The 22,893-nt window shown below is 69.1% G+C and carries 24 protein-coding genes and 1 pseudogene; 18 read left to right on the top strand and 7 right to left on the bottom strand.

Annotation, left to right across the window (positions count from 1 at the left end; genetic code table 11):
• Positions 1-3 precede the first annotated feature (3 nt).
• From ACFVYA_RS35080 to ACFVYA_RS35100, 5 genes are read left to right on the top strand one after another with little or no spacing between them, the layout of a single operon-like run.
• Positions 4-1,902, top strand: coding sequence for a primary-amine oxidase (locus ACFVYA_RS35080; protein WP_387051159.1), 1,899 nt, complete (start codon positions 4-6; stop codon positions 1,900-1,902).
• Complete coding sequence (locus ACFVYA_RS35085; protein ID WP_387051161.1) at positions 1,895-2,245, top strand: hypothetical protein; 351 nt, start codon at positions 1,895-1,897, stop codon at positions 2,243-2,245. Before ACFVYA_RS35080 ends, ACFVYA_RS35085 begins: the two co-directional genes overlap by 8 nt.
• On the top strand, positions 2,242-3,684 hold the full coding sequence (locus ACFVYA_RS35090) for an aldehyde dehydrogenase family protein (protein ID WP_387051162.1): 1,443 nt from the start codon (positions 2,242-2,244) through the stop codon (positions 3,682-3,684). Before ACFVYA_RS35085 ends, ACFVYA_RS35090 begins: the two co-directional genes overlap by 4 nt.
• Positions 3,685-3,692: 8 nt before the next feature.
• On the top strand, positions 3,693-4,241 hold the full coding sequence (locus tag ACFVYA_RS35095; RefSeq protein WP_360166868.1) for a nuclear transport factor 2 family protein: 549 nt from the start codon (positions 3,693-3,695) through the stop codon (positions 4,239-4,241).
• Positions 4,238-4,852, top strand: a complete 615-nt coding sequence (locus ACFVYA_RS35100; RefSeq protein ID WP_387051164.1) for a response regulator transcription factor — start codon at positions 4,238-4,240, stop codon at positions 4,850-4,852. The genes ACFVYA_RS35095 and ACFVYA_RS35100 overlap by 4 nt, the downstream gene beginning before the upstream one ends.
• Here ACFVYA_RS35100 and ACFVYA_RS35105 read toward each other — a convergent pair.
• From ACFVYA_RS35105 to ACFVYA_RS35120, 4 genes are all read right to left on the bottom strand, one after another.
• A complete protein-coding gene (locus tag ACFVYA_RS35105) occupies positions 4,849-6,021 on the bottom strand; it encodes an amidase (protein WP_387051165.1) in 1,173 nt (390 codons plus the stop codon). The two genes, ACFVYA_RS35100 and ACFVYA_RS35105, sit on opposite strands and share 4 nt — an antisense overlap.
• Entirely contained in the window at positions 6,018-6,266 is a 249-nt protein-coding gene (locus ACFVYA_RS35110) for a hypothetical protein (protein ID WP_387051195.1), read from the bottom strand. The genes ACFVYA_RS35105 and ACFVYA_RS35110 overlap by 4 nt, the downstream gene beginning before the upstream one ends.
• A 25-nt stretch (positions 6,267-6,291) precedes the next feature.
• Positions 6,292-6,798 (bottom strand): flavin reductase, encoded by a 507-nt coding sequence (locus ACFVYA_RS35115; RefSeq protein WP_360166877.1) that lies wholly within the window; start codon positions 6,796-6,798, stop codon positions 6,292-6,294.
• Positions 6,799-6,877: 79 nt separating this feature from the next.
• A complete protein-coding gene (locus tag ACFVYA_RS35120; RefSeq protein WP_387051167.1) occupies positions 6,878-8,377 on the bottom strand; it encodes an ATP-binding protein in 1,500 nt (499 codons plus the stop codon).
• 133 nt (positions 8,378-8,510) lie between these two features.
• Here ACFVYA_RS35120 and ACFVYA_RS35125 point away from each other — a divergent pair, with 133 nt between their 5' ends.
• The 10 genes from ACFVYA_RS35125 (at position 8,511) to ACFVYA_RS35170 (ending at position 17,899) form a co-directional block, all read left to right on the top strand.
• On the top strand, positions 8,511-9,635 hold the full coding sequence (locus ACFVYA_RS35125) for an acyl-CoA dehydrogenase family protein (RefSeq protein WP_387051169.1): 1,125 nt from the start codon (positions 8,511-8,513) through the stop codon (positions 9,633-9,635).
• Positions 9,636-9,660: 25 nt separating this feature from the next.
• Complete coding sequence (locus ACFVYA_RS35130; RefSeq protein WP_387051171.1) at positions 9,661-10,026, top strand: hypothetical protein; 366 nt, start codon at positions 9,661-9,663, stop codon at positions 10,024-10,026.
• Positions 10,027-10,042: 16 nt separating this feature from the next.
• Positions 10,043-11,326, top strand: a complete 1,284-nt coding sequence (locus ACFVYA_RS35135) for a Rieske 2Fe-2S domain-containing protein (RefSeq protein ID WP_387051173.1) — start codon at positions 10,043-10,045, stop codon at positions 11,324-11,326.
• Positions 11,319-11,825, top strand: a complete 507-nt coding sequence (locus ACFVYA_RS35140) for an aromatic-ring-hydroxylating dioxygenase subunit beta (RefSeq protein ID WP_387051177.1) — start codon at positions 11,319-11,321, stop codon at positions 11,823-11,825. The genes ACFVYA_RS35135 and ACFVYA_RS35140 overlap by 8 nt, the downstream gene beginning before the upstream one ends.
• On the top strand, positions 11,822-12,559 hold the full coding sequence (locus ACFVYA_RS35145; protein ID WP_387051179.1) for an SDR family NAD(P)-dependent oxidoreductase: 738 nt from the start codon (positions 11,822-11,824) through the stop codon (positions 12,557-12,559). The genes ACFVYA_RS35140 and ACFVYA_RS35145 overlap by 4 nt, the downstream gene beginning before the upstream one ends.
• A complete protein-coding gene (locus tag ACFVYA_RS35150; RefSeq protein WP_387051181.1) occupies positions 12,556-13,512 on the top strand; it encodes a PDR/VanB family oxidoreductase in 957 nt (318 codons plus the stop codon). Before ACFVYA_RS35145 ends, ACFVYA_RS35150 begins: the two co-directional genes overlap by 4 nt.
• A gap of 60 nt (positions 13,513-13,572) precedes the next feature.
• Positions 13,573-14,145 carry a TetR family transcriptional regulator gene (locus ACFVYA_RS35155; protein WP_360166900.1) on the top strand — a complete coding sequence of 191 codons (573 nt, stop codon included), beginning with the start codon at positions 13,573-13,575 and terminating at the stop codon, positions 14,143-14,145.
• Positions 14,146-14,229: 84 nt separating this feature from the next.
• Entirely contained in the window at positions 14,230-15,567 is a 1,338-nt protein-coding gene (locus ACFVYA_RS35160) for an MFS transporter (protein WP_387051184.1), read from the top strand.
• Complete coding sequence (locus ACFVYA_RS35165; protein ID WP_387051186.1) at positions 15,564-17,225, top strand: amidohydrolase; 1,662 nt, start codon at positions 15,564-15,566, stop codon at positions 17,223-17,225. The genes ACFVYA_RS35160 and ACFVYA_RS35165 overlap by 4 nt, the downstream gene beginning before the upstream one ends.
• Positions 17,226-17,536: 311 nt before the next feature.
• A complete protein-coding gene (locus ACFVYA_RS35170; protein ID WP_387051187.1) occupies positions 17,537-17,899 on the top strand; it encodes a hypothetical protein in 363 nt (120 codons plus the stop codon).
• A gap of 330 nt (positions 17,900-18,229) precedes the next feature.
• Here the strand turns inward: ACFVYA_RS35170 and ACFVYA_RS35175 are convergent, their stop codons facing one another.
• A complete protein-coding gene (locus ACFVYA_RS35175) occupies positions 18,230-18,412 on the bottom strand; it encodes a hypothetical protein (RefSeq protein ID WP_387051188.1) in 183 nt (60 codons plus the stop codon).
• 376 nt (positions 18,413-18,788) lie between these two features.
• Here ACFVYA_RS35175 and ACFVYA_RS35180 point away from each other — a divergent pair, with 376 nt between their 5' ends.
• The gene (locus ACFVYA_RS35180) at positions 18,789-20,762 is read left to right on the top strand and encodes a tetratricopeptide repeat protein (protein ID WP_387051189.1); all 1,974 of its coding nucleotides are present in this window, start codon (positions 18,789-18,791) and stop codon (positions 20,760-20,762) included.
• A 160-nt stretch (positions 20,763-20,922) separates the two neighbouring features.
• Here ACFVYA_RS35180 and ACFVYA_RS35185 read toward each other — a convergent pair.
• Positions 20,923-21,087: pseudogene (locus ACFVYA_RS35185) on the bottom strand (DedA family protein); the annotation flags it as partial.
• On the opposite strand from ACFVYA_RS35185, the gene ACFVYA_RS35190 reads away from it, so the two are divergent.
• Positions 21,074-21,331: a hypothetical protein gene (locus ACFVYA_RS35190; protein ID WP_387051197.1), complete on the top strand. Its 258-nt coding sequence runs from the start codon at positions 21,074-21,076 to the stop codon at positions 21,329-21,331. The pseudogene ACFVYA_RS35185 and the gene ACFVYA_RS35190 overlap by 14 nt on opposite strands.
• Before the next feature lie 283 nt (positions 21,332-21,614).
• On the opposite strand, the gene ACFVYA_RS35195 is transcribed toward ACFVYA_RS35190, so the two are convergent.
• The gene (locus ACFVYA_RS35195; RefSeq protein ID WP_387051191.1) at positions 21,615-22,538 is read right to left on the bottom strand and encodes a tetratricopeptide repeat protein; all 924 of its coding nucleotides are present in this window, start codon (positions 22,536-22,538) and stop codon (positions 21,615-21,617) included.
• Between the two features lie 86 nt (positions 22,539-22,624).
• Here ACFVYA_RS35195 and ACFVYA_RS35200 point away from each other — a divergent pair, with 86 nt between their 5' ends.
• The gene (locus ACFVYA_RS35200) at positions 22,625-22,861 is read left to right on the top strand and encodes a hypothetical protein (protein ID WP_387051193.1); all 237 of its coding nucleotides are present in this window, start codon (positions 22,625-22,627) and stop codon (positions 22,859-22,861) included.
• Positions 22,862-22,893 lie beyond the last annotated feature (32 nt).

A 22,893-nucleotide genomic window follows, 5' to 3' on the forward strand; every position in this document is an offset into this window, starting at 1 on the left:
ACCATGCAGCACCCCCTGTCCGCGCTGACGTCCGACGAGATCCGGGCCACGAGGAAGATCCTCGACGAGGCCGGCCTCACCGGCGAACACACCCGGTTCTCCTACGTCATGCTCAGGGAACCGCACAAGGAGGACGTCCTCGCCTGGGACGGCACGAGCGCGCTGCCGCGTGAGGTCTCCGTACTGCTGACCCAACTCGATCCGCTGTCGCTGAGCAGCGCCGTCGTGGAGCTCGGCTCGGGGGAGGTCGTTTCGCGGACCGAGCTCGACCCGGCCGCGGCCGGCTTCGGACCCTGCCTGGACGAGGACTACGACCTGGTCGAGGAGATCGTGCGGGCCGACCAGCGGTGGCTGGACGCGCTCGCCAAGCGCGGCATCACCGACGCCGGGAAGGTCCGGGCCGTGCCGCTGTCGGCCGGCGTCTTCGGCTATGAGGACGAGGTGGGCGCCCGCGTGTACCGCGTTCTGTCGTTCCACCAGGAGCACCCGGGCGAGCCGCCGTGGGCGCATCCGGTGGGCGGCGTCATCGCCCACGTCGACGTCGGCAACCGGAAGGTGCTGCGCGTGGTCGAGACCCACGTCGAGCACGTGCCCCAGGAGTCCGGCGATTACCTGGACGACGCCGTCCGCGGCCCGGAGCGCACCGACCTGAAGCCGATCGAGATCACCCAGCCCGAAGGCGTGTCCTTCACCTTCGAAGACGGGGTGCTCAGCTGGCAGAACTGGCGGATCCGGCTCGGTTTCAACGGCCGCGAAGGCCTGACCCTGCACCAGATCTCCTACGGCGACCGGCCGATCGTCTACCGGGCGTCGGTGGCCGAGATGGTGGTCAACTACGGCGATCCCGGACCGACGCACGGCTGGCAGAACTACTTCGACCTCGGCGAGTACCAGTTCGGCCGGCTGGCGAACTCCCTGGAGCTGGGCTGCGACTGCCTCGGCGAGATCACCTACGCCGACGCGGTGGTGGTCGACGACCACTGCGAACCGAAGACCATCCGCAACGCGGTCTGCATCCACGAAGAGGACTTCGGCGTGCTGTGGAAGCACAACGACTACTTCACCGGCACTTCGCAGACCCGGCGCCAGCGCCGCCTGGTCGTGTCGTTCTTCGGCACCATCGGCAACTACGACTACGGCTTCTACTGGTACTTCACCCTCGACGGGACGATCGAGCTGGAGGTCAAGGCCACCGGGATCCCCTTCCCGTCCGGCTACGACGGCGAAGACCCGTACTTCGCCGAGCTCGCACCCGGGCTCGGCGCGCCGGTGCACCAGCACCTGTTCTCCGTCCGGCTCGACCTCACCGTGGACGGCGTGCGCAACCACGTCGACGAACTCGAGGTGGCGCCGGTCCCGATGGGCGAGGGCAACCCCTGGGGCAACGCGATCGGCCGCAAGCGCACGCGGTTGCACACCGAAGCCGACGCTCAGCGGGTCGCGGCGAACCACCTCGGCCGGGTCTGGGCCGTGTCGAGCACCGACCGCACCAACCGGCTGGGCCGGCCCACGTCGTACGTCCTGCACCCGCAAGGGCAGCCGACCCTCCTCGCGGACGAGGGTTCGTCGATCGCCCACCGTGCCACGTTCGCCCGCAAGCACCTGTGGGTGACGCGGTACGACCGCGACGAGCTGTGGCCGTCGGGCTACACGGTCAACCAGAACCCGGGCGGCGACGGCCTGCCGGCCTACGTGGCGGGCAACCGTCCGGTCGACGGCGAGGACATCGTGCTGTGGCACACGCTCGGGCTGACGCACTACGTGCGGCCGGAAGACTGGCCGATCATGCCGGTCGACCACGCCGGCTTCAAGCTCAAGCCGGACGGCTTCTTCGACCGCAACCCGACCCTCGACGTGCCCGACCTGAGCAAGCGGCACACCGGGTGCGAGTGCGATGGATGACCGCTCCCTTCGGGCTTGGCTCGCGACGCTGGCGCTGCTGGGCGCCGTCGCGCACGCCGGTGCCGGGCTGATCGATTCCGGCCCCGGGCTCGCCGCGGTGTTCGCGGTGATGGCGGCGGCGTGCGTGCCGTGTGCGGTGCACGTTTGGCGGCACGACAGCACCCGGGCGTTGTTCCTGATGGGCGTCACCGCCGCGGCGATGGTCCTCGTCCACCTCGCGCTCATGGCGCCGGCCCACGGCGGCCACGGCTCGCTCGCCGTGCTCACCGTTGTCGAATCCCTGGTCGCGGCGGGCGTCTGGTACGCGCTGCGGCACCGTTCCCGAGAACTGGAGCAGTCATGACCGCCTTCACCACCGACCTGTACCTCGACGGGGCCTGGGTGCGCGGGGGAGCGGGGACCTTCACCACGCTCAACCCCGCCACGGGAGAGCCCCTCGCCGAGGTCGCTTCGGCCGGGCGGGCCGACGTCGACCGGGCAGTCGCGGCGGCCACGCGCGCCCTGCGCGGCGACTGGGCGGCGACCCCGCCGTCGCGGAAGGGCGCCCTGCTCCACCGGCTCGCCGACCTCGCCGAGCGGGACGCCGACCGGCTGGCGTGGCTGGAGTCCCTCGAAATGGGCGCACCGGCCGGGATCGCGCAGGGCCTGTTCATGCCCAACCTGATCGCGTCACTGCGGTACTACGCGGGCTGGGCGGACAAGATCAACGGCGACCAGCTGAGCACCGACGGCTACTTCGGCCGGGCGACGCACTCCTACACCCGCCGCGAGCCCGTCGGCGTGATCGCCGCGATCATCCCGTGGAACTCGCCGCTGATGATCCTCGGCTGGAAGCTGGCCCCGGCGCTGGCCGCCGGGAACACGGTCATCGTCAAGCCCGCCGAGGACGCCTCGCTGGCGATCCTGCACCTGGCGAAGCTGGTCGCCGAAGCCGGGTTCCCGCCCGGCGTCGTGCAGGTGCTCCCGGGCATCGGGAGCGTGACCGGGGAAGCCCTGTCCGTCCACCCCGGCGTGCACAAGGTCAGCTTCACCGGCTCCCCCGAGACCGGACGGCGGATCCTGCGCAACTCCGCCGGCAGCTTCAAGCGCACGACCCTCGAACTGGGCGGGAAGTCCCCGCAGATCGTCTTCGCCGACGCGGACGTCGCCGCGGCGGTCCAGGGCGTGGCCACCGGCATCTTCACCAATCAGGGACAGGTCTGCGCCGCGGGCAGCCGGATCTTCGTCCAGCGCACGGTGCTGGACGACGTGCTCGGCGGGCTCGAAGAGGCCGCCGTCGCGCAGGTGCTGGGCGACCCGTTCGACCCCGCCACCACCATGGGGCCGCTCATCAACGCGAACCAGCGCGAACGCGTCCTCGGCTACATCCACAAAGGACAGGAGGAGGGTGCCAAGCTCGTCGTCGGCGGCGGAAAGCCGGACGGGCCGGGCTTCTTCGTGCGGCCGACCGTCTTCGCCGGCACCAACGACTTCACCATCGCGCGGGAGGAGATCTTCGGCCCGGTCGCCACGGTGATCCCGTTCGACGACGACGCCGAGGCGATCGCGCTGGCCAATGACAACGACTACGGGCTGGCGGCCACCGTGTGGACCCGCGACGTCGGCCGGGCGCACGGCGTTTCCGCGGCGCTGCAGGCCGGTGCGGTGGGCGTGAACGGCTGGTCGCCGCTCGCGCCGCAGCTGCCGTGGGGCGGGCTCAAGGCCAGCGGCATCGGCCGCGAGCTCGGCTACGAAGGGATCCTCGCCGACACCGAGGCCAAGACCGTCACGATCGTGCTGTGAGGAGCGCAATGACACTCGAAGAACTGACCCGTCGCGTCGAGGTGCTGGAGGCTGAAGCCGAGATCCGCCGGGTCCAGGCGCGGTACATGTTCCTGTGCGACACGCCGAACCCCGAGTACGGCGTGCCCGACGACGCGAAGCGGATCGAGCTGATCCTCGAGCTCTACACCGAGGACGCGGTCTGGGAGGGCGTCGGGGAGTACTACGACAACCAGTTCGGCCGGGTGGAGGGAAAGCAGGCGATCCGGGAGCACTTCCAGCGGTTCTGGGGCGAGAAGCAGGATCCGGCGCTGCTGCTCAACGCGCACTACCTGACGTCCGAGCAGATCCACGTCGACGGCGGCACCGCGACCGGGCAGTGGATCCACATGCAGCCGTGGCTGTTCTCCGACGGCAAGTCGCTGCTGCGCTCCAGCCGGCTGAACAACGCCTTCCGCAAGGAACCGGACGGCCGCTGGAAGATCACCCGCACCCGGACGGAGAACGTCTTCGTCGCCCCGCTGCCGGACCACTTCGCCAGCGACTACCCGGCGGCGTCGGTGCTGCTCAGGCCATGACCGGCGAGGTGGTCGTCCACATCGTCGACGATGACGAGGACCTGCGGCAGTCGCTGGCGTTCCTGCTGGGGAGCGTGGGTATCCAGGCGCTGACCTACCCGGACGCCCACGCCTTCCTCGCGGAGTTCGACCCGGCCGAGCCCGCGGTCGTCGTCGTGGACGTGCGGATGCCGGGCCTGAGCGGGTTCGGGCTGCAGGAGGAGCTGACCGGCCGCGGGTACCCCGCGCCGGTCGTCTTCTGCTCCGCACACGGCGACATCCCGATGTCGGTGCGGGCCCTCACCCGCGGTGCGGTGAACTTCCTGGAGAAGCCGTACGAGCCGCAGAAGATCCTCGAAGTCGTGCAACAGCAGCAGACGGAGGCCGGTCGCCGGTTCGCTTCGCACGCCGCACGGCAGGAGGTCGTGCGGCGGCTCGGCGGGCTCACGCAGCGGGAGCGCGAGGTGCTGCGGTTCGTCATCGACGGGGTGCCGAGCCAGGCGGTCGCCCACCGGCTGGGCACCAGCGTGAAGACCATCGACGTGCACCGGGCGCGGATCAAGGCCAAGACGGAGGCCGAAAGCCTGGGCTCGCTGGTGCGCGACATCTTGGCGCACCGCGTCGAGGTCTAGGCCCTCAGTGCGGTCTCCACTCGGCAGCCGACGGCGAGCAGTGCGGTTTCCGCGCCACTGCCGCCCACGAGCTGCACACCCAGCGGCCGCCCGTCCGATGCGGACAGGCCGGGCACCGCGATCGCGGGCAGGCCGAGTGCCTGCCACGGGCGGCTGAGCACCGGGTCGCCGGTCGCGTGGAGGCCGGCCGGTGCCGGGCCAAGAGCTGCCGGACCGAGGATCGCGTCGTACGACTCCAGCAGCGGGACGATCCGGGCCCGAGCGTCCCGGATGACCTGCTGCGCCGCCGCGTAGTCCGCCTCGGTCGTTTCGAACCCGGCCCGCAGCAGGGTGGCGAGGGGAACGCTCAGCCGCGAAACCTGCGCAAGCTCCGCCGCCCGCTCCCGCGCCGCCTCGTACGCCATCACCACTGGGTGTGCGGCCGTCAACGCGGCCACCGAAGCCGGGAATTCGTCGAGCACCGCGCCGGCCGCGGCCAACCGGTCGGCCGCGAGGTCGACGGCCGCGCGCATCTCCGGCTCGACGGATGGGCGCCACAGCAAAAGCCGTGGACGGGTCGGTAGCCCAGCTTCGGGCTCGCCGGTGAGGGCGGAAAAGGCCAGCGCCAGGTCGGTGACACCGGCGGCGAAGACCCCGTGGCTGTCGAGACTCGGGCTGAGCCCGGTGACACCGTCCATGGGGAACCGGCCGTGGCTCATGACCAGGGACGCCACCCCGCAGAATGACGCGGGCCGCGTGACCGAGCCCGCGGTCTGGGAGCCGAGCGCCAAGGGCACCTGGCCCGCGGCAACCGCGGCGGCCGAGCCGCTCGACGAGCCGCCGGGCGTGTGGCCGGGTGCGCTGGGGTTGTCCGTGGGACCGGGGGAGAAGTAGGCGAACTCGGTGGTGACGGTCTTGCCGACCGGGACGGCCCCGGCCGCGCGCCAGGCTGTCACGATCGCTGCGTCGGACTCGGCGGGCTGCGCGTCCGCGCGCAACGGCGAGCCGCAGCGGGTCGGGAACCCGGCGACGTCGATGATGTCCTTGACGCCCAAGGGAACCGGGCCGTCCGCAGGAAAGTTCAGCTCGACCCAGGCCTGCAACCGTGGTTCGGTCTCGGCGATCCGCGCCCGCGACCGGGCCAACGGGGTCGGTTCCCGCAGGGACCAAGGCGCACGCAGGCCGGTCAAGATTCCTCCCACGCGGCGTCGGCGACCCAGTAGTCCATCCCGCTCTCGCTCACGCCGTGCCGCCACTCCGACGTCCGTTTGAGCAGCGGCTCGACCCGGGCGGTGACCGCGTCCGCAGCGTCCGGCCCGTCGCCGGGCACCTGCCAGTGGACCCAGTTCAGCTCCCGGCCTCCGTCGTCGTGGACGAACAGGTCCACGTGCCGCCAGCCGTAGCCGTGGGTGTCGTTGTAGCAGGTCAGCGTCATGCGGTGCACGGCGTTCCCTCCCCGCTCAGGCGGCCGGCGTGCTCAGGCTGTGGAACCGGCGCTGGAAGTACACGAGCGCGCCGTGCTCGGAGCTGCTGGCCACCGCCTCGACCTCGACGAACAGCACCGAGTGGGACCCGAGCTCCTGATCGGCGACGATCCGGCCGACCACCGACGCGGGGGCGCCGGCCAGCAGCGGGACGCCGTGGGTGTCGGTGTCCCACGGGCCGTCGGCGAACCGCTCCTCGGTGGGCACCCGAGTCGCGCCGGCGAAGTGCCGGGCAAGCTCCTCGTGGCCCGCGCCGAGGACGTTGACCGCGATCCGGCCGTTCCCGACGAGCACGGCGTGCGAGCGGCTCGACCGGTTGACGCAGACGAGCATCGTCGGCGGCGAGTCCGTCACCGAGCACGCGGCGCTGACGGTCATCCCGGCCTTGCCGTACGGGCCGTCGGTGGTGATCACGTTGACCGCGGCGGACAGGTTGGCCATCGCGGCGCGGAAGTCCCGCTGCGTCCGGGTCAGTTCGGTCACGCTTCCTCCCGTTGCTGGACAGGGTTCGACCGTAACCGCACGTCGAACCGGGCCGGTATTGAGAGTTCTCCCGCTCCGGCTAAGGGTTTCCCCTAGCGAGCGGCAGCGCGAAGCCGAACCGCGAACCGCCTTCCGGCCGCCGTTGCGCCCAGATGCGGCCGTGCTGGCGCGTGATGATCCGGTAGGACAGGGCCAGCCCGATCCCGCTGCCGCGCTCCTTGGCCGTGAACGACTGGGCGAACGGGTCGTGCGGCAGGCCGCGCCCCTGGTCGTCCACGGTGAGCACGCCCTCGTCGCCCTCGATGGTGGTCGTCAGCACCATCCGCCGGTCTTCCGGCGGGCGCGCGGCCAGCTCGTCGATGGCGTTGAAGCACAGGTTCAGCAGCACCTGCCCGGTGAGCACGCGCTCGCACCGCACCGGCACGGGCTCCGGATGCTCCCGCACGACGATCTCCACCCCGGCCGCGTCGGCACGCAGGCGGACGAAGTACAGGCACTCGGCGAGGATCCCGCCCAGGTCCGCGACCTGCCGGACGTGCTCGAGGTGCCCGACGAAGGCGCGCACCGCGCTCACGATCGTGCTGGCGCGGTCGATCTGCCGCACGGCGCTCCCGATCCCGAAGGTGAGCGGCTCGGCCGCGGTCGGGGACAGCTCGCCCGCGGCGGTCAGGGCCTCGGCGTGCCGGGTGGCGCCGCCGAGGAAGTTCCCGGCCGCGGCGAGGGGCTGGCCGAGCTCGTGCGCGATCGCCATCGCCATGTCGCCCATCGCCGTGTAGCGCGCGAGGTAGTTCTCCCGCTGCAGCTCACGCTCCCGCCGTACCTCCTCGTGCACGCGCCCGGACACGTCGTGCAGGAGCATCAGCCACGCGTCGTCGACGTCTCTGAGCCGTTCGAGGCTGCCCTCCAGCCACACCGGATCGGCGTCGCCCCGGACCGCCAGCTGCACCGCGGTGACCGGGACGGCGCGGTCGCGGACCTCGTCCCAAGTGGACGGACGGCCACCGAGCCGCAGCGTCCCGTGGCGTTCCAGCGGGCCGAGTTCGCCGGCCGGGTCCGCGCCCAGGAGGGCGAGTGCGGTGTCGGTGGCGAACCGCACGAGACCGGTCCGATCGAGCATCAGCGCGACCGTGGAGGTGTGGTGCGCGAGCGCGTCGACGTAGGACGTGGTCAGCCGCAACCGCTGCTCGATCTCCTGTTCGCGTTCGATGTCGCGGAACTGCACCATCACCGCCGGGCCCTGGGCCAGCTCGACGCGGACCGCGTGGACGTCCGTGGGGATCACCCGGCCCGACCGGCTGCGGTAGTGCCACTCGTACCGGCAGGTGCCCTTCTCGACGGCTTCCTGCAGCAACGCCCGGCCGATGACGCGGTCGTACTGCTGTGCCGAGCTGCTCATGTCGTTGGCCTTGAGCGGCCGCAGCTCGCTGACGCTCCAGCCCAGCAGCTCGCTCGCGGCCGGGTTGGCCCACAGGATCCGCTTGGTGCCCGCGTCGTGCACGAGCACGCACATGCGGCTGGCGTGCATCATCGCGACGAAGTCGCCGGCGACCAGCTCGGGGGCACGGGGATCCACCTGCATCGGCCCAGCGTAAGCCCGCCGGCGCCGCCGCGCGCTGAAGAAATCCCCTACGCCGGGCGTGGGCACTACCAATTTCGCCCGCCCCGCCCGGCTCCTACTTTCGAAGAGCAAGCTGCGACGACGAGGAGGCGCGATGGCGCACACGAACGAGTTCGCGGGCATGCTCGCCGAACTCGCCGAGCGGAGGCTCGAGTTCCGCGAGCAGCGGTACGTGCCGAAGGACTTCATCGCCCGGCTCAAGCAACTCGGCCTCTACCGCGCCGCGACCCCGGCGAAGTTCGGCGGAGAGCCGCTGCCGCCCGCCGAGTTCCTGGACCGCATCGAGCGGATCTCGGCGGTCGACGGTTCGACCGGCTGGGTCGCCAGCTTCGGCTCTTCGCTGATCTACCTGGCCGCGCTGCCCCTGGAAACGCAGGCCGAGCTGTACCGCGACGGGCCGGACGTCGCTTTCGCCGGTGGGCTGTTCCCCATGCAGACCGCCGCGCCCACCGAACGCGGTTACCTGGTCGACGGACGCTGGAAGTTCGCGAGCGGGTGCATGGGCGCCGACGTGCTCGGCGTCGGGCTCGCCGGCGACGCCGACACCGCCGGCAAGCCCCGCACGGCGCTGCTGCGCCCCGACCAGTGCGAGATCGTCCAGGACTGGGACGTCGTCGGCATGCGCGGCACCGGTTCGTTCGACGTCGTCGTGCGTGGCGTCGAGGTCCCTCGCGAATGGACGTTCATCCGAGGCGGCGAGCCCACAGTGGACGAACCGCTCTACCACTATCCGGCGCTCGCCTACGCCTCGCAGGTGCTCTCGGTGGTCAGTGCCGGTGTTGCCCGCGCCGCGCTCGACTACGCGAAGGATGTCGGCGGGGGGTACGCCGGGGTGACCGGCGCGCCGAAGCTCGCCGAGCGGCCGTACTACCGCATCGAGGTCGCCCGGGCCGAAGCGGAGTTCCGGTCGGCGCGAGCGTGGTTCTACGACCTGAGCGACGAGGTGTGGCAGGAGGTCCTGGCCGGACGTCCCGCCACCGACGCGCACAACGCCGAACTGCGGCTCGCCTCGGCCCACCTCGCCAAGGTGTGCTCCGACGTCGTCGGCAGGCTGGTCGAGATCTCGGGGACCGCGCCGATCCACATCGGACACCCGCTGCAGGACCTGGCCGGCGACGCGCTCGTGCCCAAGCAGCACGCGTTCCTGGGCCCGTCGGTCTTCGACGCGGCCGGTGCCGTCCTGATGGGACTGCCGCCCACGACCCCCGGCTTCCGCTGACCACCACCCGACCCAAGGAGACCGGATGCGCGTGCTCTTCTGCATCGGCATCAACCAGAACTTCTTCGACCTGCCGTTCGGCGGCATCACGATCGGGCACATGTGGAAGGCGACTGTGTCCATGATGGACAGTCTCAAGGCGTTGCCAGGTGTGGACTTCATTGCCGACTTCGACGACGACGCCCACCTGGTCGGACCGTCGGACGGCTGGCCGTGGACCTGCTACCTCCTGGCCGACGTCGACAGCCAGGAGACCGTCAAGGCCGCCTGCAACCTCTTCCGCACCACCCCGGTGGGTGACGGTGAAGCCAAGCTGTGGCGGTTCGCCAAGGTCGAAGCCCGCATGGGCCGCGCGCTCACCGTGCGCGAAGACGTCGAGCTGCCCGACTGACTCCGGACGGAGGATCATGACCGACAACATCGTGGCGAGCGCGCCCGCGGACCTCGTCCGCGAAGACCGCGTCGCCGGCCGCCTGTACACCGATCCGGAGATCTTCGAGCAGGAGCTGACGAAGATCTTCGAACGGACCTGGGTGTGGGTCGCCCACGACAGTGAGCTGCCCCGGCCCGGGACGTTCAAGTCGACGTTCGTCGGCCGGCAGCCGGTGGTGGTGACCCGAGACCGCAGGGGGAACGTCCACACGATGGTCAACCGCTGCCGACACCGCGGCGCGAGCCTCTGCGAGAAGCCGTACGGGCAGGCGAACGGGTTCACCTGTCCGTACCACGCCTGGTCCTACGGCCTCGACGGCACGCTGCGCGGCGTCCCCTACCCCGACGGCTACGAAGGGGTGCTGGACAAGAGGGAGCTTTCCCTGCGGAAGCTGCGCACCGAAAGCTTCCACGGCATGATCTTCGCGACGTTCGCCGAGGACATCGAACCCCTCGAGGAGTTCTTGGGGGACGCCCGGCTGTGGATCGAGCGGTTCTTCAAGCAGGGCGGCGGTTACCCGGTCAAGGTGCTCGGCCGGCACCGGTTCAGGTTCCGCGGCAACTGGAAGATCCAGCTGGAGAACACCACCGACGGCTACCACTTCCCGATCGTGCACCGCTCCTGGATGGCGTCCGTCGACGCCGAAACCGCGGACATGATGTCGTTCATGACCGACCCCGCGGCCATCACCCACCACCTGGGCAACGGCCACAGCGTGAGCGTCATGGTGCCCGACCACGCCGACCTGGACGCCGACGACGGCACCGAGCCGCTGCAACCGCGGTTCGACGGGCTCGTCGCGGAGCTGAAGCAGCAAGGCCTGGACGAGGCCGCGATCCGCAAGCTGGTCCGGGCCATGCACGGGACCGGCTCCAACCTCAACCTGTTCCCGAACGTGTCGATGTCGATCTCGTTCCTCCGGGTGCTGCGCCCGATCTCGGTCGACGAGACGGAGATCGAACACATCGCACTCGGCCCGGACGGGCCCGCCGGGATCGTCGACCCGGTGAATCGGGAGCGGCTGCGCATCCACGAGCACTTCCAGGGCCCCTTCGGCTTCGGTACCCCCGACGACGCCGAGGGCTGGGACCGCGTTCAGCGCGGCGCCCGGGCCGTTCCCGAGATGCCGATCCTGGTCAACCGCGGCCTGGCGCGGGAAAAGACGAGTCCCGAAGGCTGGCCGACCTCGCACGTCACCGACGAGACCGGCATGCGCGCGGCCTACCAGCAGTGGAAGCGGATGATGCACGATGACTGAGGCAACCGCCGTGACCCCGGTTTCCGCCGACCCCCGGGTGCAGCGGGCGATCGAGCTGATCTGGCGCGAAGCCGAGCTGCTCGACCGCAAGGAATACGAGGCCTGGAACGGGCTCTACACCGAAGACGGGTTTTACGTCATCCCCGTCGACCCGGACACCGAAGACTTCGCGGGCACCCTGAACATGGTCTACGACGACGCCCGGATGCGCCGGATGCGCGTCACGCGCATGACCGAGGGCTACGCCATCGCGGCGGTCGACGCGGCCCGGACCGTCCGGACCGTTTCCCGGTTCGTCGCCGAGTCCGTTTCGGACACCGACGTCGTCGTCCGCTCCGCGCAGGTCCTCGTCGCGTACAAGCGCGGCCACCACGACATCTGGGCGGGCGACCTCGTCCACCGGATCCGGTTGTCGGGCGAGGGGGACCGGATCGTGCAGAAGGTGATCCGGCTCGTCGACTGCGACGAGGTCGTCCCGGCCGCGGGGTTCCTGCTGTGAGCGCCGGGCAGGTCGCGGTGGTCACGGGCGGGGCGAACGGGCTCGGCGAGGCGATCGTGCGCCGCCTGCACGCCGACGGCTACCGGATCGCCATCGCCGACCTCGACGGCTCCGCGGCCGACGCCCTGGCCAAGGAACTCGGCCACCGCGGGAGGGGGTATGCGGCCGACGTGGGCGACCGCGCCGCCCTGGAGCGCCTGCTGGCGGCGGTGCTGGCCGATTTCGGCGCCGTGCACATCCTCGTCAACAACGCCGCCCGCACCCAGGCCAGGCCGGTTTTCGACATCACGCCCGACGAACTCGAAGCCGTCATGAAGACCAACTTCGGCGGGACGTTCACCGCCTGCCAGGTCTTCGGCGCCCACCTCGCCGAGCGCGGCTACGGGCGCATCGTCAACATGGCGTCCCTGGCCGGGCAGAACGGCGGGACCGCGACCGGCGGGCACTACGCGTCGTCAAAAGGGGCGATCCTGACCGCGACCAAGGTGTTCGCTCGGGAACTGGCGTCGCGGGGAGTGACGGTGAACGCCGTCTCGCCCGGCCCGCAGGACAGCCCGGTGGTGCGTTCGCTCATCGGCGAGGACAACCTCGAGGGCTACGTGAAGAACGTCCCGGTGGGCCGGCTCGGCGACCCGGCGTTCATCGCCCGGATGGTCGCCCTGCTCGTGTCTCCGGAAGCCGCGTCGGTCACCGGCGCCTGCTGGGACGCCAACGGCGGGCTGTACCTGCGATGACGGTCCTCAAGGTCCGCGTCGCGGAGGTCACCGAGGAAGCCGCAGGTGTCCGCGGCCTGCGCCTGGTCCGCGACGACGGCAAGCCGTTCGACCGGTACGAGGCCGGGGCGCACATCGACGTCAAGGGGCCGACCGGCGTGCTCCGGCAGTACTCGGTGTGCAGCCCGCCCGAGGACCTCACGTCGCTGCTCATCGCGGTCAAGCTCGAGTCTGCCTCGCGAGGGGGCTCGGCGGCCCTGCACACCGTCGAACCGGGCGACACGCTGGAGATCGGCGCACCGCGGAACCTGCTGCGCCTGGCCGAGGAGGCGGATCGCCACGTCCTCGTCGCCGGCGGGATCGGGATTACGCCGCTCTTGAGCATGGCTCACGAGCTGCATCGGCGTGACCAGGAGTTCGAGCTGCACTACTTCGCCCGAAAGCGTGACGAAGCGGCGTTCGCCGATCTGCTGGAACACCGCGTCGCGTTCCGGAACCGGGTGCGGCCGCACTTCGGGGTGCCCCGGGTCGAGCAGCCCACGCTGCTCGAAGCGGCCGCGTCCCGGCTCACCTCGGCGAGTCACGTCTACACGTGCGGGCCGGACGGGTTCATGGCGCAGGTCTCGGCCGTGTTCGCCCCCGTCGTGGGGGAGGGACAGGTCCACATCGAGCACTTCGTGGCCACCGAAGCCGACACCGGCCAGGATCGGCCCCTGACCGTCGAGCTCGACACCGGTGAGGTCTTCGATGTCCCCGCCGGCAAGTCCATCCTCGCGGTGCTGACCGAGAACGGCATCGACGTGTTCAAGTCCTGCGAAGAGGGGATCTGCGGCTCCTGCGTCTCCGGGGTCCTGGACGGCGTCCCCGACCACCGCGACCAGTGCCTCTCCGCGGCGGAGAAGGCGGCCGGCGACCGGATGGCGCTGTGCGTCTCCCGCGCGGTCGGTGAACGGCTGAAGATCGAACTGTACTGACCGGCACCTCCCGGCGGCCCGCCGTTACGCTTGTCCTGGACGAGCGTCGGGAAGGGCACGATGAGCGGAGTGGCGTACGGGAGCGGCCGGCAGGCCCTCTTGGAGGCGACGATCCGGATCGTCGCGACCCAGGGACTGCGGGGACTGACCTACCGTGCGGTGGCGGCCGAGGCGGGGGTCACGCACGGCTCCGTCCGGTACCACTTCGGCGACCGCGCGACGCTCATCGAAGAGGCGCTGGTGTACTGCGTCGAGCGCAGCATCGAGGGCACGGAGCTGACGTCGGACCTGCCCGGCTTCGACGGCTTCGCCCGCGGGCTCGTGTCCCTGGTCGTGGCCGATCCCGACGCGCAGGCGTTCCAGTACGAGCTGATGCTGGAGGCCCGCCGCCGACCGGAACTGCGGGACACCGTCCGCCGCGTCAACGAGTCCTACCGCGTCGCCACCCACCAGGAGCTCGCCCGCCACGGCCTCGACGACCCGGACCTGACCGACCTGGTCTGCGCCGCTCTGGACGGCCTGGTCTTCCAGCAGACCGCTTTCGCCGACACCACGCGGACCGAGCACGCTGTGAAGGTCCTGCGCAAGCTGCTCGAAACCTACGCCGCGGCCGGGAAAGCCCACCGCGGCTGACGGCCGGCCGTACGGGATTCCTTCAGGCGCGTCGGGGAAGTCTCCACTGGAGACGGTCCGGACGGCTACCTACATTGCCTGACTATGAGCAATGTCGCTCCAGAGCGCAAATCCAGTTTGGCGCGGATCGCCTTCGCCAGCGGCGTAGGCACTTCGCTCGAGTTCTACGACTTCGCGATTTACGGCACAGCGACCGCGCTGGTGTTCACGGACACCTTCTTCCGGGCGGACGACGCCTGGTTCGCGGCCTTCATGGGGTTGGCCACCTTCGGGATCGGCTTCCTCATGGGCCCGATCGGTGCGCTGCTGTTCGGGTGGATCGGTGACCGTTACGGGCGGCGGCGCGCGTTGCTCCTCACCTTCATGGGTATGGGGGCGGCCACGGTCGTGATGGGGCTGCTGCCCACGTACGCGCAGATCGGCGTCGCGGCGCCGATAGCGCTCGTGGTGCTGCGTCTCGTCCACGGACTCACCGGTGGCGGTGAGAGCGGGGGAGCCGCCGTGCTGGCGATCGAGCACGCACCCCCGGAGAAACGCGCACGATACGGTGTTTTCACCGCACTCGGGGCTCCGGCCGGCACGATCCTGGCTAACGTGGCTTTCGCATTGGTGCTGCTGGCGCCTCCGGACAGCGTCCGGGATTGGGCTTGGCGCGTGCCGTTCCTGTTCGGCGGAGTAGTGCTGCTGCTCGGCCTGTGGATGCGGAAGGGAGTGGCGGAAAGCCCGGTGTTCCAGGAGATGATGCGGGAGGAGAAGTCCGTCGTCCGGCGGCAAGTACCCGTGGTGCAGGTCTTCCGTGACCACTGGCGGCGGTTGCTCCTCGCGGCCGGGCTCAGCATCGGAATCAACGCCATCGCGTTCACCCTGTCGATCTACATGCTTTCGTATGCCACCGCCCCGGCACCGGACGGTCTCGCGCTGCCACGCCAGCCGATCATCTTCGGTAGCATCGCCGGGTTGCTGCTGCACGGCGTGGCGAACGTGCTGAGCGCGCACTTGTCCGACCGGGTCGGCCGGCGTCCGGTGATGATCGCGGGCACGATCGTCTCGATCGCCGCCGCGCTGGTCATCTTCCCCCTCGCCGAGCACGGCACGGTGGCTTCGATGGACGCTGCGATCATCCTCGGATTCTTCGCGACGGGCCTGCTGTTCGGCCCCATGTACACCTATCTCACCGAGTTGTTCCCCCGTGAGCAGCGACAGACGGGCATGGGTATCGCGTTCCAGACGGGCGCGGTCCTCGGTGGCGGCACCGCTCCCGTGATCGCCAACCGGATCGTCGCCGGTACGGGCAACGCGTCGAACGTCGGCTACTACCTCGCCGCGGTGCTCGCGGTCTCGCTCGTCTGCCTGCTCATGCTCCCGGAGACGGCACCCGCAAGGATGCGGGCCAAGGTCGAACTGAGCGGAGGCCTGTCGTGACTGTCCCTGCCGAACTCGTCGTGCGGAACGCGATCGTGCACACGATGGTTCCTGGTGCCGCACCGGCCGAAGCTTTCGCCGTCTCCGGTGGACGGCTGGTCGCGGTCGGCGATGACGAGACCATCGGCAAGCTGATCGGCTCCGAGACGCAGGTCGTCGACCTCGACGGGGCACCGGTCGTCCCCGGGCTCGTCGACGCCCACAACCACCACGCGCTCGCGGGCCGGGCCGAACTCTTCGAAGTTCGGTTCCCCAGCACGGCCACGGTCGCGGAGATCGTCGAAGCCGTTCGTGCCTGGGTGGCCGTGCACCCGGACCAGGAGTGGGTCACCGGCGGCACCTGGGGCGTCGGGCTGCTCGATGCGCTCAACGACCCGGCGGCGCTCGAGGCGCTCGACGCCGTGTCGGCCGGCAAGAAGGTGCTGCTGACCGACGACTCGCACCACAACAAGTGGGCGAACACCGCGGCGATGGCGGCGAGCGGAATCGGGATCGGCACGCCGGATCCGGAAGGCGGCTCCGTGCTCCGCCGGGCCGATGGCGAACCGACAGGCGTGCTGGTCGAGGCCGCGGGAGCGCTCGTCCAGAAGGCCTTCGCGCAAGCGACGGATGCCGACCCGGAGTTCTGGGCGGCGTGCTCGGCACGCGGCGTCGAGCTCATGAACTCGCGGGGCATCACCGCGTTCCTCGACGCCGGTGCCACCGAGGGCGTGCTGCGCGGACTGGCCAGGCTGGACGAAGACCACCGCCTGAACGGGTGGGCCGTCTCGGCCATGCTGGTCAACGACTTCGTCATCGGTGCGGAGAAGCTCGGAGCCGAGCTGTTCGCCGTGCGCGAGCAGACTCGCACCCGGCACCACCGGCCCGATTTCGCCAAGGTGTTCCTCGACGGTATCCCGCCGACCTACACCGCGGCGTTCCTCGACCCGTACGCACCGAGTGCGGACCACGGCCAGTGCTTCCGCGGCGCGACGGTGATGGACCACGAGACACTGGAGAACTGGCTCCACCGTGCAGATAGCGAAGGGCTCGGCGTCAAGGTGCACTGCACCGGCTCGGCGGCGGTTCGCCAGGTGCTCGACGCCGTCGAGGCGGTGCGGGCCTCCGGTGTGTCGGCGATCGTCCACGTCGCCCACGGTCAGTACGTCGCCGACGAAGACATTCCCCGGTTCGCCCCGCTCGACGTGGTCGCGGAGATATCCCCGCCGTTGTGGTTCCCCTGCGACATCGTCGACGTCATGCGCTCGATCCTGCCCGCCTCCTGGTCCACCCGGGTTCATCCCAACCGCTCGCTCCTCGATGCGGGGGCACGCCTCGCGTGCGGCTCGGACTGGCCGGTAGCCCCCGATCCGAACCCGTGGCCCGCGATCGCCGGGCTCGCGACGCGGGCGAACCCGTACGGCACGCATCCCGGAACGCTGTGGCCCGAGCAGGCCATCACGGTGCGCGAAGCCCTGGACGCCTACACGGCGAGCGGCGCCGCTGCCCTTGGCCTCGCGGACGAGATCGGCACCCTGTTGGCAGGCAAGTCGGCCGACTTCGTGGTGCTCGACCGGGACCCGTTCGCCGTCAAGCCTGTCGAGCTCGCTGAGACGGAGATCGTTCAGACATGGTTCGAGGGAAGGCCGGTCTTCTCGCAGTCTTCTTTGGACGGATGACTGCCAGCGCCGCGACGCTGATGTCCAAGTAGGGGATCAGTGGGCTCGTCGAGCGCTTGGCGTAGGATCATGCCGAATTTTGTCCCGTCGAGGTCGAGTTTGCGCAGCTCACGTTCGACGAGATCCAATGCGGGATCACTTGCGGGATGCGCGGGAGCGGTCGCGGCGGCAAGCTTGCCCTTCAGAGTCCGGATCTCGTGGCGCGCCGAGGAAAGCTCGGCGGCCAGTCGTTGACGTCCCGGTCAGTCCGGTCCAGGTCCTCAAGTGCTCGGGGGTCAGTCTGAGGTCATCTCCCGTTTCCCCAGCCTGCTGTGCTGTTTCGCCTGGGAGAGTTCGTCTTGCAACGCGATCATGCGTTGCTGTGCCATCGCGAGCTGGGCCAAGCGCGCGGCGGCACTCGTCGGGGATCGATGGCGGTGGATCTGGAGCGAGCCGGCTCGCACGTCGATCTGGATGGGACCGACGTCGGTGAGCACGGTCTTGGCGGGATGATGGACGCGGTCGGCACGATGTTCGCGCTGCGCAAGCAGGCGCTGGCGCTGATGAAGATGCCCGCCGGCGACGGGAAGACGACCGCGGCCCGACGTTCGAATACGTGCCGCCGCAGCAGCGGAACTGAAGCACGGGCGGCCGACCGTGGCGCGGGCCGCTCCGAGGATCGCGCATTCACGTGATGTGCCCGGCGCCCGCCAGGTGAACGATGTCGCACGTGCCTGCACCGGTGGACCGGACGGCTGTTCCATACCAGTCATATCCCGTCGGCCGGTTCACTTGATCGACGGTCACGGCAACTGCAGGTCGGCGGCGAACTTCAGGGTGGGGTTATAGATCAACTCGGTCTCGGACACTCAATTACCCCACGGATCGCGGAACGCGATGTTGAAGCTGGGGCGATCGTAGCTCAGCTCGAATCGATCTCCTGCAGTCGCCCTTCGGCGCCGTCATAGACGATGATCTTTCCTGAGTCACGCAGCGCCGCTGCCACACTTCTGCGACGTGGCCGATCAAGCTCCGGTGTGGGCGTGGCCGTCGTTGCCTTCATGCCCGAGTCGGATGCTGATCTTGTCGACGAGGTAGTCCTCTCGGATGTACAGCGTCTTCGGCCGCGGCTGCCCCGCGCGTTGGGTGCTGGTGTAGCCGTGGCGGCACCTGTAGGTCGGGCGTCCGTGGTTCCAGTGTGAGTCCAACCGGCGGTCGCAAACGCCACAGCGGATCAGGCCCGCGAGCGCGAATCGGCGAGCTCGGCCGTCGGTGGTTGGTCGCGCGGCTCGGATCTGCTGCGCGGTGACGAACTCCTGTTCGGTGACGAGTGCCGGATGCGCCGCCTTCGCCGCCAGTTCCGGCGAGTCGGGCGGCCAAACGGAGCGGTGCGGCTATTCTCGTCGGGGGTGGGATTTCCGAGCCGGCGTGTGCCGGGCGTGCGCTGGATGGGATTTTGTCTTGACCGAGGTTCGAAACGTCTTCAGTGGAAGCGCAGATCGCGTTGTCCAGGTGGGGGTCCACAACGGCGATGTGTACCTTGAGGAGGGGAAACCGCCGCGACCCTTCCAAATGCCACCTCGGGTGCCGGCCTTCGTCGGTCGTGAGTCCGTGGTGGACCGCATTATGGCCGTCCTCGACCCGCAGGCAACGGAAACACCGGCGGTCGTCTCGGGACTGGCCGGCGGTGGTAAGACAGCGGTGGCTGTGCACGTGTCGCACATCGCGGCAGGTCATGGCTGGTTCCCTGGGGGAGTCCTGTTCGCTGACCTGGGAGGCTATCGGGACGTTCCGCAGAAGCCCGAAGCGGTTCTCACCAGGTTCATCCATGCGCTGGGACACCAACGGGACCGGCTTCCGACCGATCTCGAAGAGCTGACATCTGTATACCGGACTTTGCTGGCGCGGCAGGCCGAAGAATACGGCGCCACCCTGGTCGTTCTGGACAATGCGTCATCAGCCGGAGTCGTCCGCGGTCTTCTTCCGGCTGATCCCGCCCATCGGGTCTTGGTCACCAGTCGACATCGTCTGGGGCTCCTGAACGCGGTGCACGTGGAGCTTGGCGTCATGACCGGCGATGAAGCGGAGGAGCTGCTGGTGTCGCAGGCCGGTGCCGAGGTCGTCCGGTCCGATCCCGTCGCGACCCGGCGAGTCATCGGCTTCTGCGGGCACCTTCCTCTGGCTCTGCGCATCGTCGCGGCGTTGCTCGCGATCTGCGAAGGGACAACGATGGCTGACATTGCTGAAGACTTGAGTGACACCGAAACACGCCTTGATGAACTGTCCTGTGATGACGGCGCCAGCGGCGAGGTGGAAGCCGTGCGGCGCGCGTTCGACCTGTCCTATCGAAGGTTGGCCGAAGAGCAGCGACACATGTTTCGCGTACTCGCGTTGGGTTTCGGGCCGCTGGCGAACGTCGAAAAAGCTGCTGTTCTGGCCGATGTGGATCGGCGAGCGGCGAGAAGGACTCTTCGCGGGCTGAGTTGCGCCGCGCTTCTGGAACCGGCGAACCGACCCGGATGGTACCAATTCCACGACCTGGTGCATCTCTACGCGAGAGAACGTTCTCATGAGCTCGACGGAGAGGCTCGTGACGCCGCCCGGGAGAGGCTGCTGGTCCTCCACGAGCGCACCGGCAGGTCCGCCATGGCGTTGATCACCGGGTTACCGGACGAAGGTCGCTCGTTCGCTAATGTGCAGGAGGCCCTGTCTTGGTGCGAGGCCGAGCAACCAGGAGTGGCTGAGACCCTCCAATGGGCGCAAGACAAGAGTCACGATCGCGTGGTCACCCTCTTGGGTGTTGTCTTCGGGACCTATTGCGAGCACCAGGGGCGGCTCGAGGAGTCCCTGGAATTGTTGAAGACAAGCCTGGCGGCGGGTGAGCGGGCAGGCGAGCGCAAGAACCTGCAGACAGTCGAAGCGGCAGTCGCCGGTCTGCTGAGCAACCTGGGGAAGCCGGAGGAGGCTGCCCGGTACAGCAGGCAGGCCGCTCGATCCGCCCGGGCAGTCTCGGATCCGACGACAGCGTTGAACGTGCTGATCGGGGAGGGCTACGCCGCCGCTGCGGCGGGGGACAAGCGCAGAGCGGCGACGGTATGGGGGGAGGCCATGTTTAAAGCCGCGGCGGCAGGGGACACAGAGACGCAGTCGGTAATCTTGGCAGCATTGGGGGAACAGCTGCAATCCGAGGGAAAGTTTGCCGGCGCCATTGAAACCCTGGAAGGCGCTCTCGTCATTTCGGAAAAGCAGAAAGGTCGGGGGTTTGCGTCTACCGAGTGCAAGCTGGGGACAACATACCTTCTCGCAGGAAATCCGGACAAGGCCTTGAAATATCTTCGGCAGGCGGTCGCGCACAGTGCAGATGCCGGACATGCCAAAGGTGAACTTCGCGCCCGGATGATGCTGGCCGAAACCCACGGACAGCGGAAGGACTTCGCTGCCGCGCGCTCCGAAAAGCTGAAGGCTCTGGACTTGGCGGTACGGTTGGGCGACGACGATCTCGTGGCCGATCTGAAGTCGCGTCTCGGCGGCGACGACGCTGTCGGCGACCCGGAGTGACTCATCTCAGTCGATTCCAGCGTGGTCCGGGCGCACCGCCGAGGCGAGGTCCAGGCCGCCAGGGCGGCGCCGGGCTTCCCGACCGGCAGTGACGGGCTACCCGGCCGAGTCGAACCGGACATTCCGGCAATCGAGTCGGGCGCCACGTTGCCGGTTGCGGCCCGCGCCCGGCGGCGAACCCGGCGAGCGGGAGCACCAGCTCGCTCGGCAGCGGCGGGAAGAGGTTGTCGAGCCCGACGACGAGCGCCGCACGGGAGCCGCCGACGGACTCCATAAGTCCGACGGCCCAGCCGGCCACCGCGGTGAGCTCGGTGGCGACGGCCACCTGGTCGGCCTTCTTCTTCACCCAGTACGCCGGCGTCTTCACTGGGCGGACATGGAAAAACCTGGCCGTAGCGCGGCTGGACTTGGGGCAGCTCGGGAAGGCGATCCGGTGCTGGAAACGGGCACGCGCCGCATACGCCGCCGCTGACGACACAGCCGGCGTCGATCATATCGACCAGCTACTGCAAACTGTCCGACTACACCTCAACATGACTACCCGCCTGATCGCTTCCCTTCACCTTTAGCGAACCTACTGTCGGAAGCGCCCTTGCCGGCATCACGGTCTGACTATCGCCGCACCTGGAATCCCCCACGTACGACAGTCGCATTTCCCGCTCGTCAACGCACGCGCATCGGCATTACAGGACGTCCGCTTGACCTGTGACTGGCCGGCTACCATGCTATGCGCGGCCGTGCCGGTTACTTCAGGATCGACCGGTCAGGTCAGTAGAACGAGCTTTTCCCGGACAGATTCGCCCTCGGGGTGGTGCAGATCGTCGAATATCGCAGGCGCCTGCCGCCAGGCTATCAGAGCCTTGTCGCGGGCGCTGCGAAGGGCGTACACGTCGCCGATCTGGGCGAGCGTGTGTGCTTCCAATAGCGTGATCCGAGTTTCCGGTCGATGGCCAGTGATTGTTTATGAGCCGCGATTGAATTATCGTATTTGCGTAGTTGTTTGTGGGTGTGTCCGAGGGTGCTCAGCGCCGTGGCTTCGCCCTCTGTGCGGCCCAGTTCGCGGTACAGCCTGAGCGCTCGTTCGACGAGAGGCAGTGCTTCGGCTGGGAAGCCGAGTAACGCGCGTTGACGTGGAACAGCGTTGAGTGCGTCTGCCTGGCGTTGCAGGTTCGGCTGGTCGCGGGTGAGTTCCCAGGCGCGGAGGGCGTGCCGCAATGCGTCGCTGTAGCGCTGCTGCAGCTCGTACACGAGGACGTACCCGTGGTGGACGGCGACAGGACAACTGCAGCCACCGCCCGCTTGTGGCAGGAGTTCGGTGGCCTCGTCGAGGACGATCGTGGACTCTTCAATGCGGCCCAGACGCGCAAGGGCCCGAGCAAGGGCCGGCAAAATGGCCAGGCGTCCGTGGTCGTCGGTCGCCACCTCCAGCGCCCTTCGGTGCACGGCGGCTCGTTCGTGGAGCTGTCCGCTGCGGCCGAGGAAGATGTCGAGTGCCCGCGCGAGGCAGCGCACATGGTCGGCAAGCTTGTTGCGGGTGGCGAAGTCGATGACTGCCAGCAAGGTCGCGTTTTCTCGGCTCAGCCAGGCCATGGCGTCCTGGTAGCCGGACAGGTGGGGCGGCATTGACAGTGGCGGTGTGGGGCGGATCTGGCCGTCTCGGCAGGGCAGGAGGTGGCAGTCCGCCATGGTCACGGCTTTCGCGTAGAAGTCGGTGATGCTCACCTTGACGGCGTTGAGGTTTGGTTCGTCGCGTTCGGCGCACTCCTTCGTGTACACGCGGAGTTGTGGGGTTCCAGAAATCGGCTCATGTATTCTGACCTGGGGCAATGGCAGGCTCGGCGTGCAGGGCATGATCGGCAGCCATGGCGTTGCGTCTGCTCTATCTGATCTTCCTGCGGCTGGTGAGTCTGCTGGTGTTGCTTGGCCGCTCGTCGGCGTCCAACGACGTCGAGTTGCTGGTGCTACGCCACCCAAAACCTCGTCTGGACTGGGCCGACCGGGCTGTGTTCGCCGGGCTGGTCCGGCTGCTGCCCAAGACGCTGCGGACACACCGCTGGTTACCCCTGGCACGCTCCTGCGCTGGCACCGTCGACTGGTAGCCGCGAAGTGGACCTATCCACACCGGCACGGG

The sequence above is a fragment of the Amycolatopsis sp. NPDC058278 genome, from assembly GCF_042881395.1.
GTDB lineage: Bacteria > Actinomycetota > Actinomycetes > Mycobacteriales > Pseudonocardiaceae > Amycolatopsis.

Coding starts and splice junctions, on each gene's coding strand:
- ACFVYA_RS35080 (WP_387051159.1), top strand. CDS start 4: ATGCAGCACCCCCTGTCCGCGCTGACGTCCGACGAGATCCGGGCCACG.
- ACFVYA_RS35085 (WP_387051161.1), top strand. CDS start 1,895: ATGGATGACCGCTCCCTTCGGGCTTGGCTCGCGACGCTGGCGCTGCTG.
- ACFVYA_RS35090 (WP_387051162.1), top strand. CDS start 2,242: ATGACCGCCTTCACCACCGACCTGTACCTCGACGGGGCCTGGGTGCGC.
- ACFVYA_RS35095 (WP_360166868.1), top strand. CDS start 3,693: ATGACACTCGAAGAACTGACCCGTCGCGTCGAGGTGCTGGAGGCTGAA.
- ACFVYA_RS35100 (WP_387051164.1), top strand. CDS start 4,238: ATGACCGGCGAGGTGGTCGTCCACATCGTCGACGATGACGAGGACCTG.
- ACFVYA_RS35110 (WP_387051195.1), bottom strand. CDS start 6,266: ATGACGCTGACCTGCTACAACGACACCCACGGCTACGGCTGGCGGCAC.
- ACFVYA_RS35120 (WP_387051167.1), bottom strand. CDS start 8,377: ATGCAGGTGGATCCCCGTGCCCCCGAGCTGGTCGCCGGCGACTTCGTC.
- ACFVYA_RS35125 (WP_387051169.1), top strand. CDS start 8,511: ATGGCGCACACGAACGAGTTCGCGGGCATGCTCGCCGAACTCGCCGAG.
- ACFVYA_RS35130 (WP_387051171.1), top strand. CDS start 9,661: ATGCGCGTGCTCTTCTGCATCGGCATCAACCAGAACTTCTTCGACCTG.
- ACFVYA_RS35135 (WP_387051173.1), top strand. CDS start 10,043: ATGACCGACAACATCGTGGCGAGCGCGCCCGCGGACCTCGTCCGCGAA.
- ACFVYA_RS35140 (WP_387051177.1), top strand. CDS start 11,319: ATGACTGAGGCAACCGCCGTGACCCCGGTTTCCGCCGACCCCCGGGTG.
- ACFVYA_RS35150 (WP_387051181.1), top strand. CDS start 12,556: ATGACGGTCCTCAAGGTCCGCGTCGCGGAGGTCACCGAGGAAGCCGCA.
- ACFVYA_RS35155 (WP_360166900.1), top strand. CDS start 13,573: ATGAGCGGAGTGGCGTACGGGAGCGGCCGGCAGGCCCTCTTGGAGGCG.
- ACFVYA_RS35160 (WP_387051184.1), top strand. CDS start 14,230: ATGAGCAATGTCGCTCCAGAGCGCAAATCCAGTTTGGCGCGGATCGCC.
- ACFVYA_RS35200 (WP_387051193.1), top strand. CDS start 22,625: ATGGCGTTGCGTCTGCTCTATCTGATCTTCCTGCGGCTGGTGAGTCTG.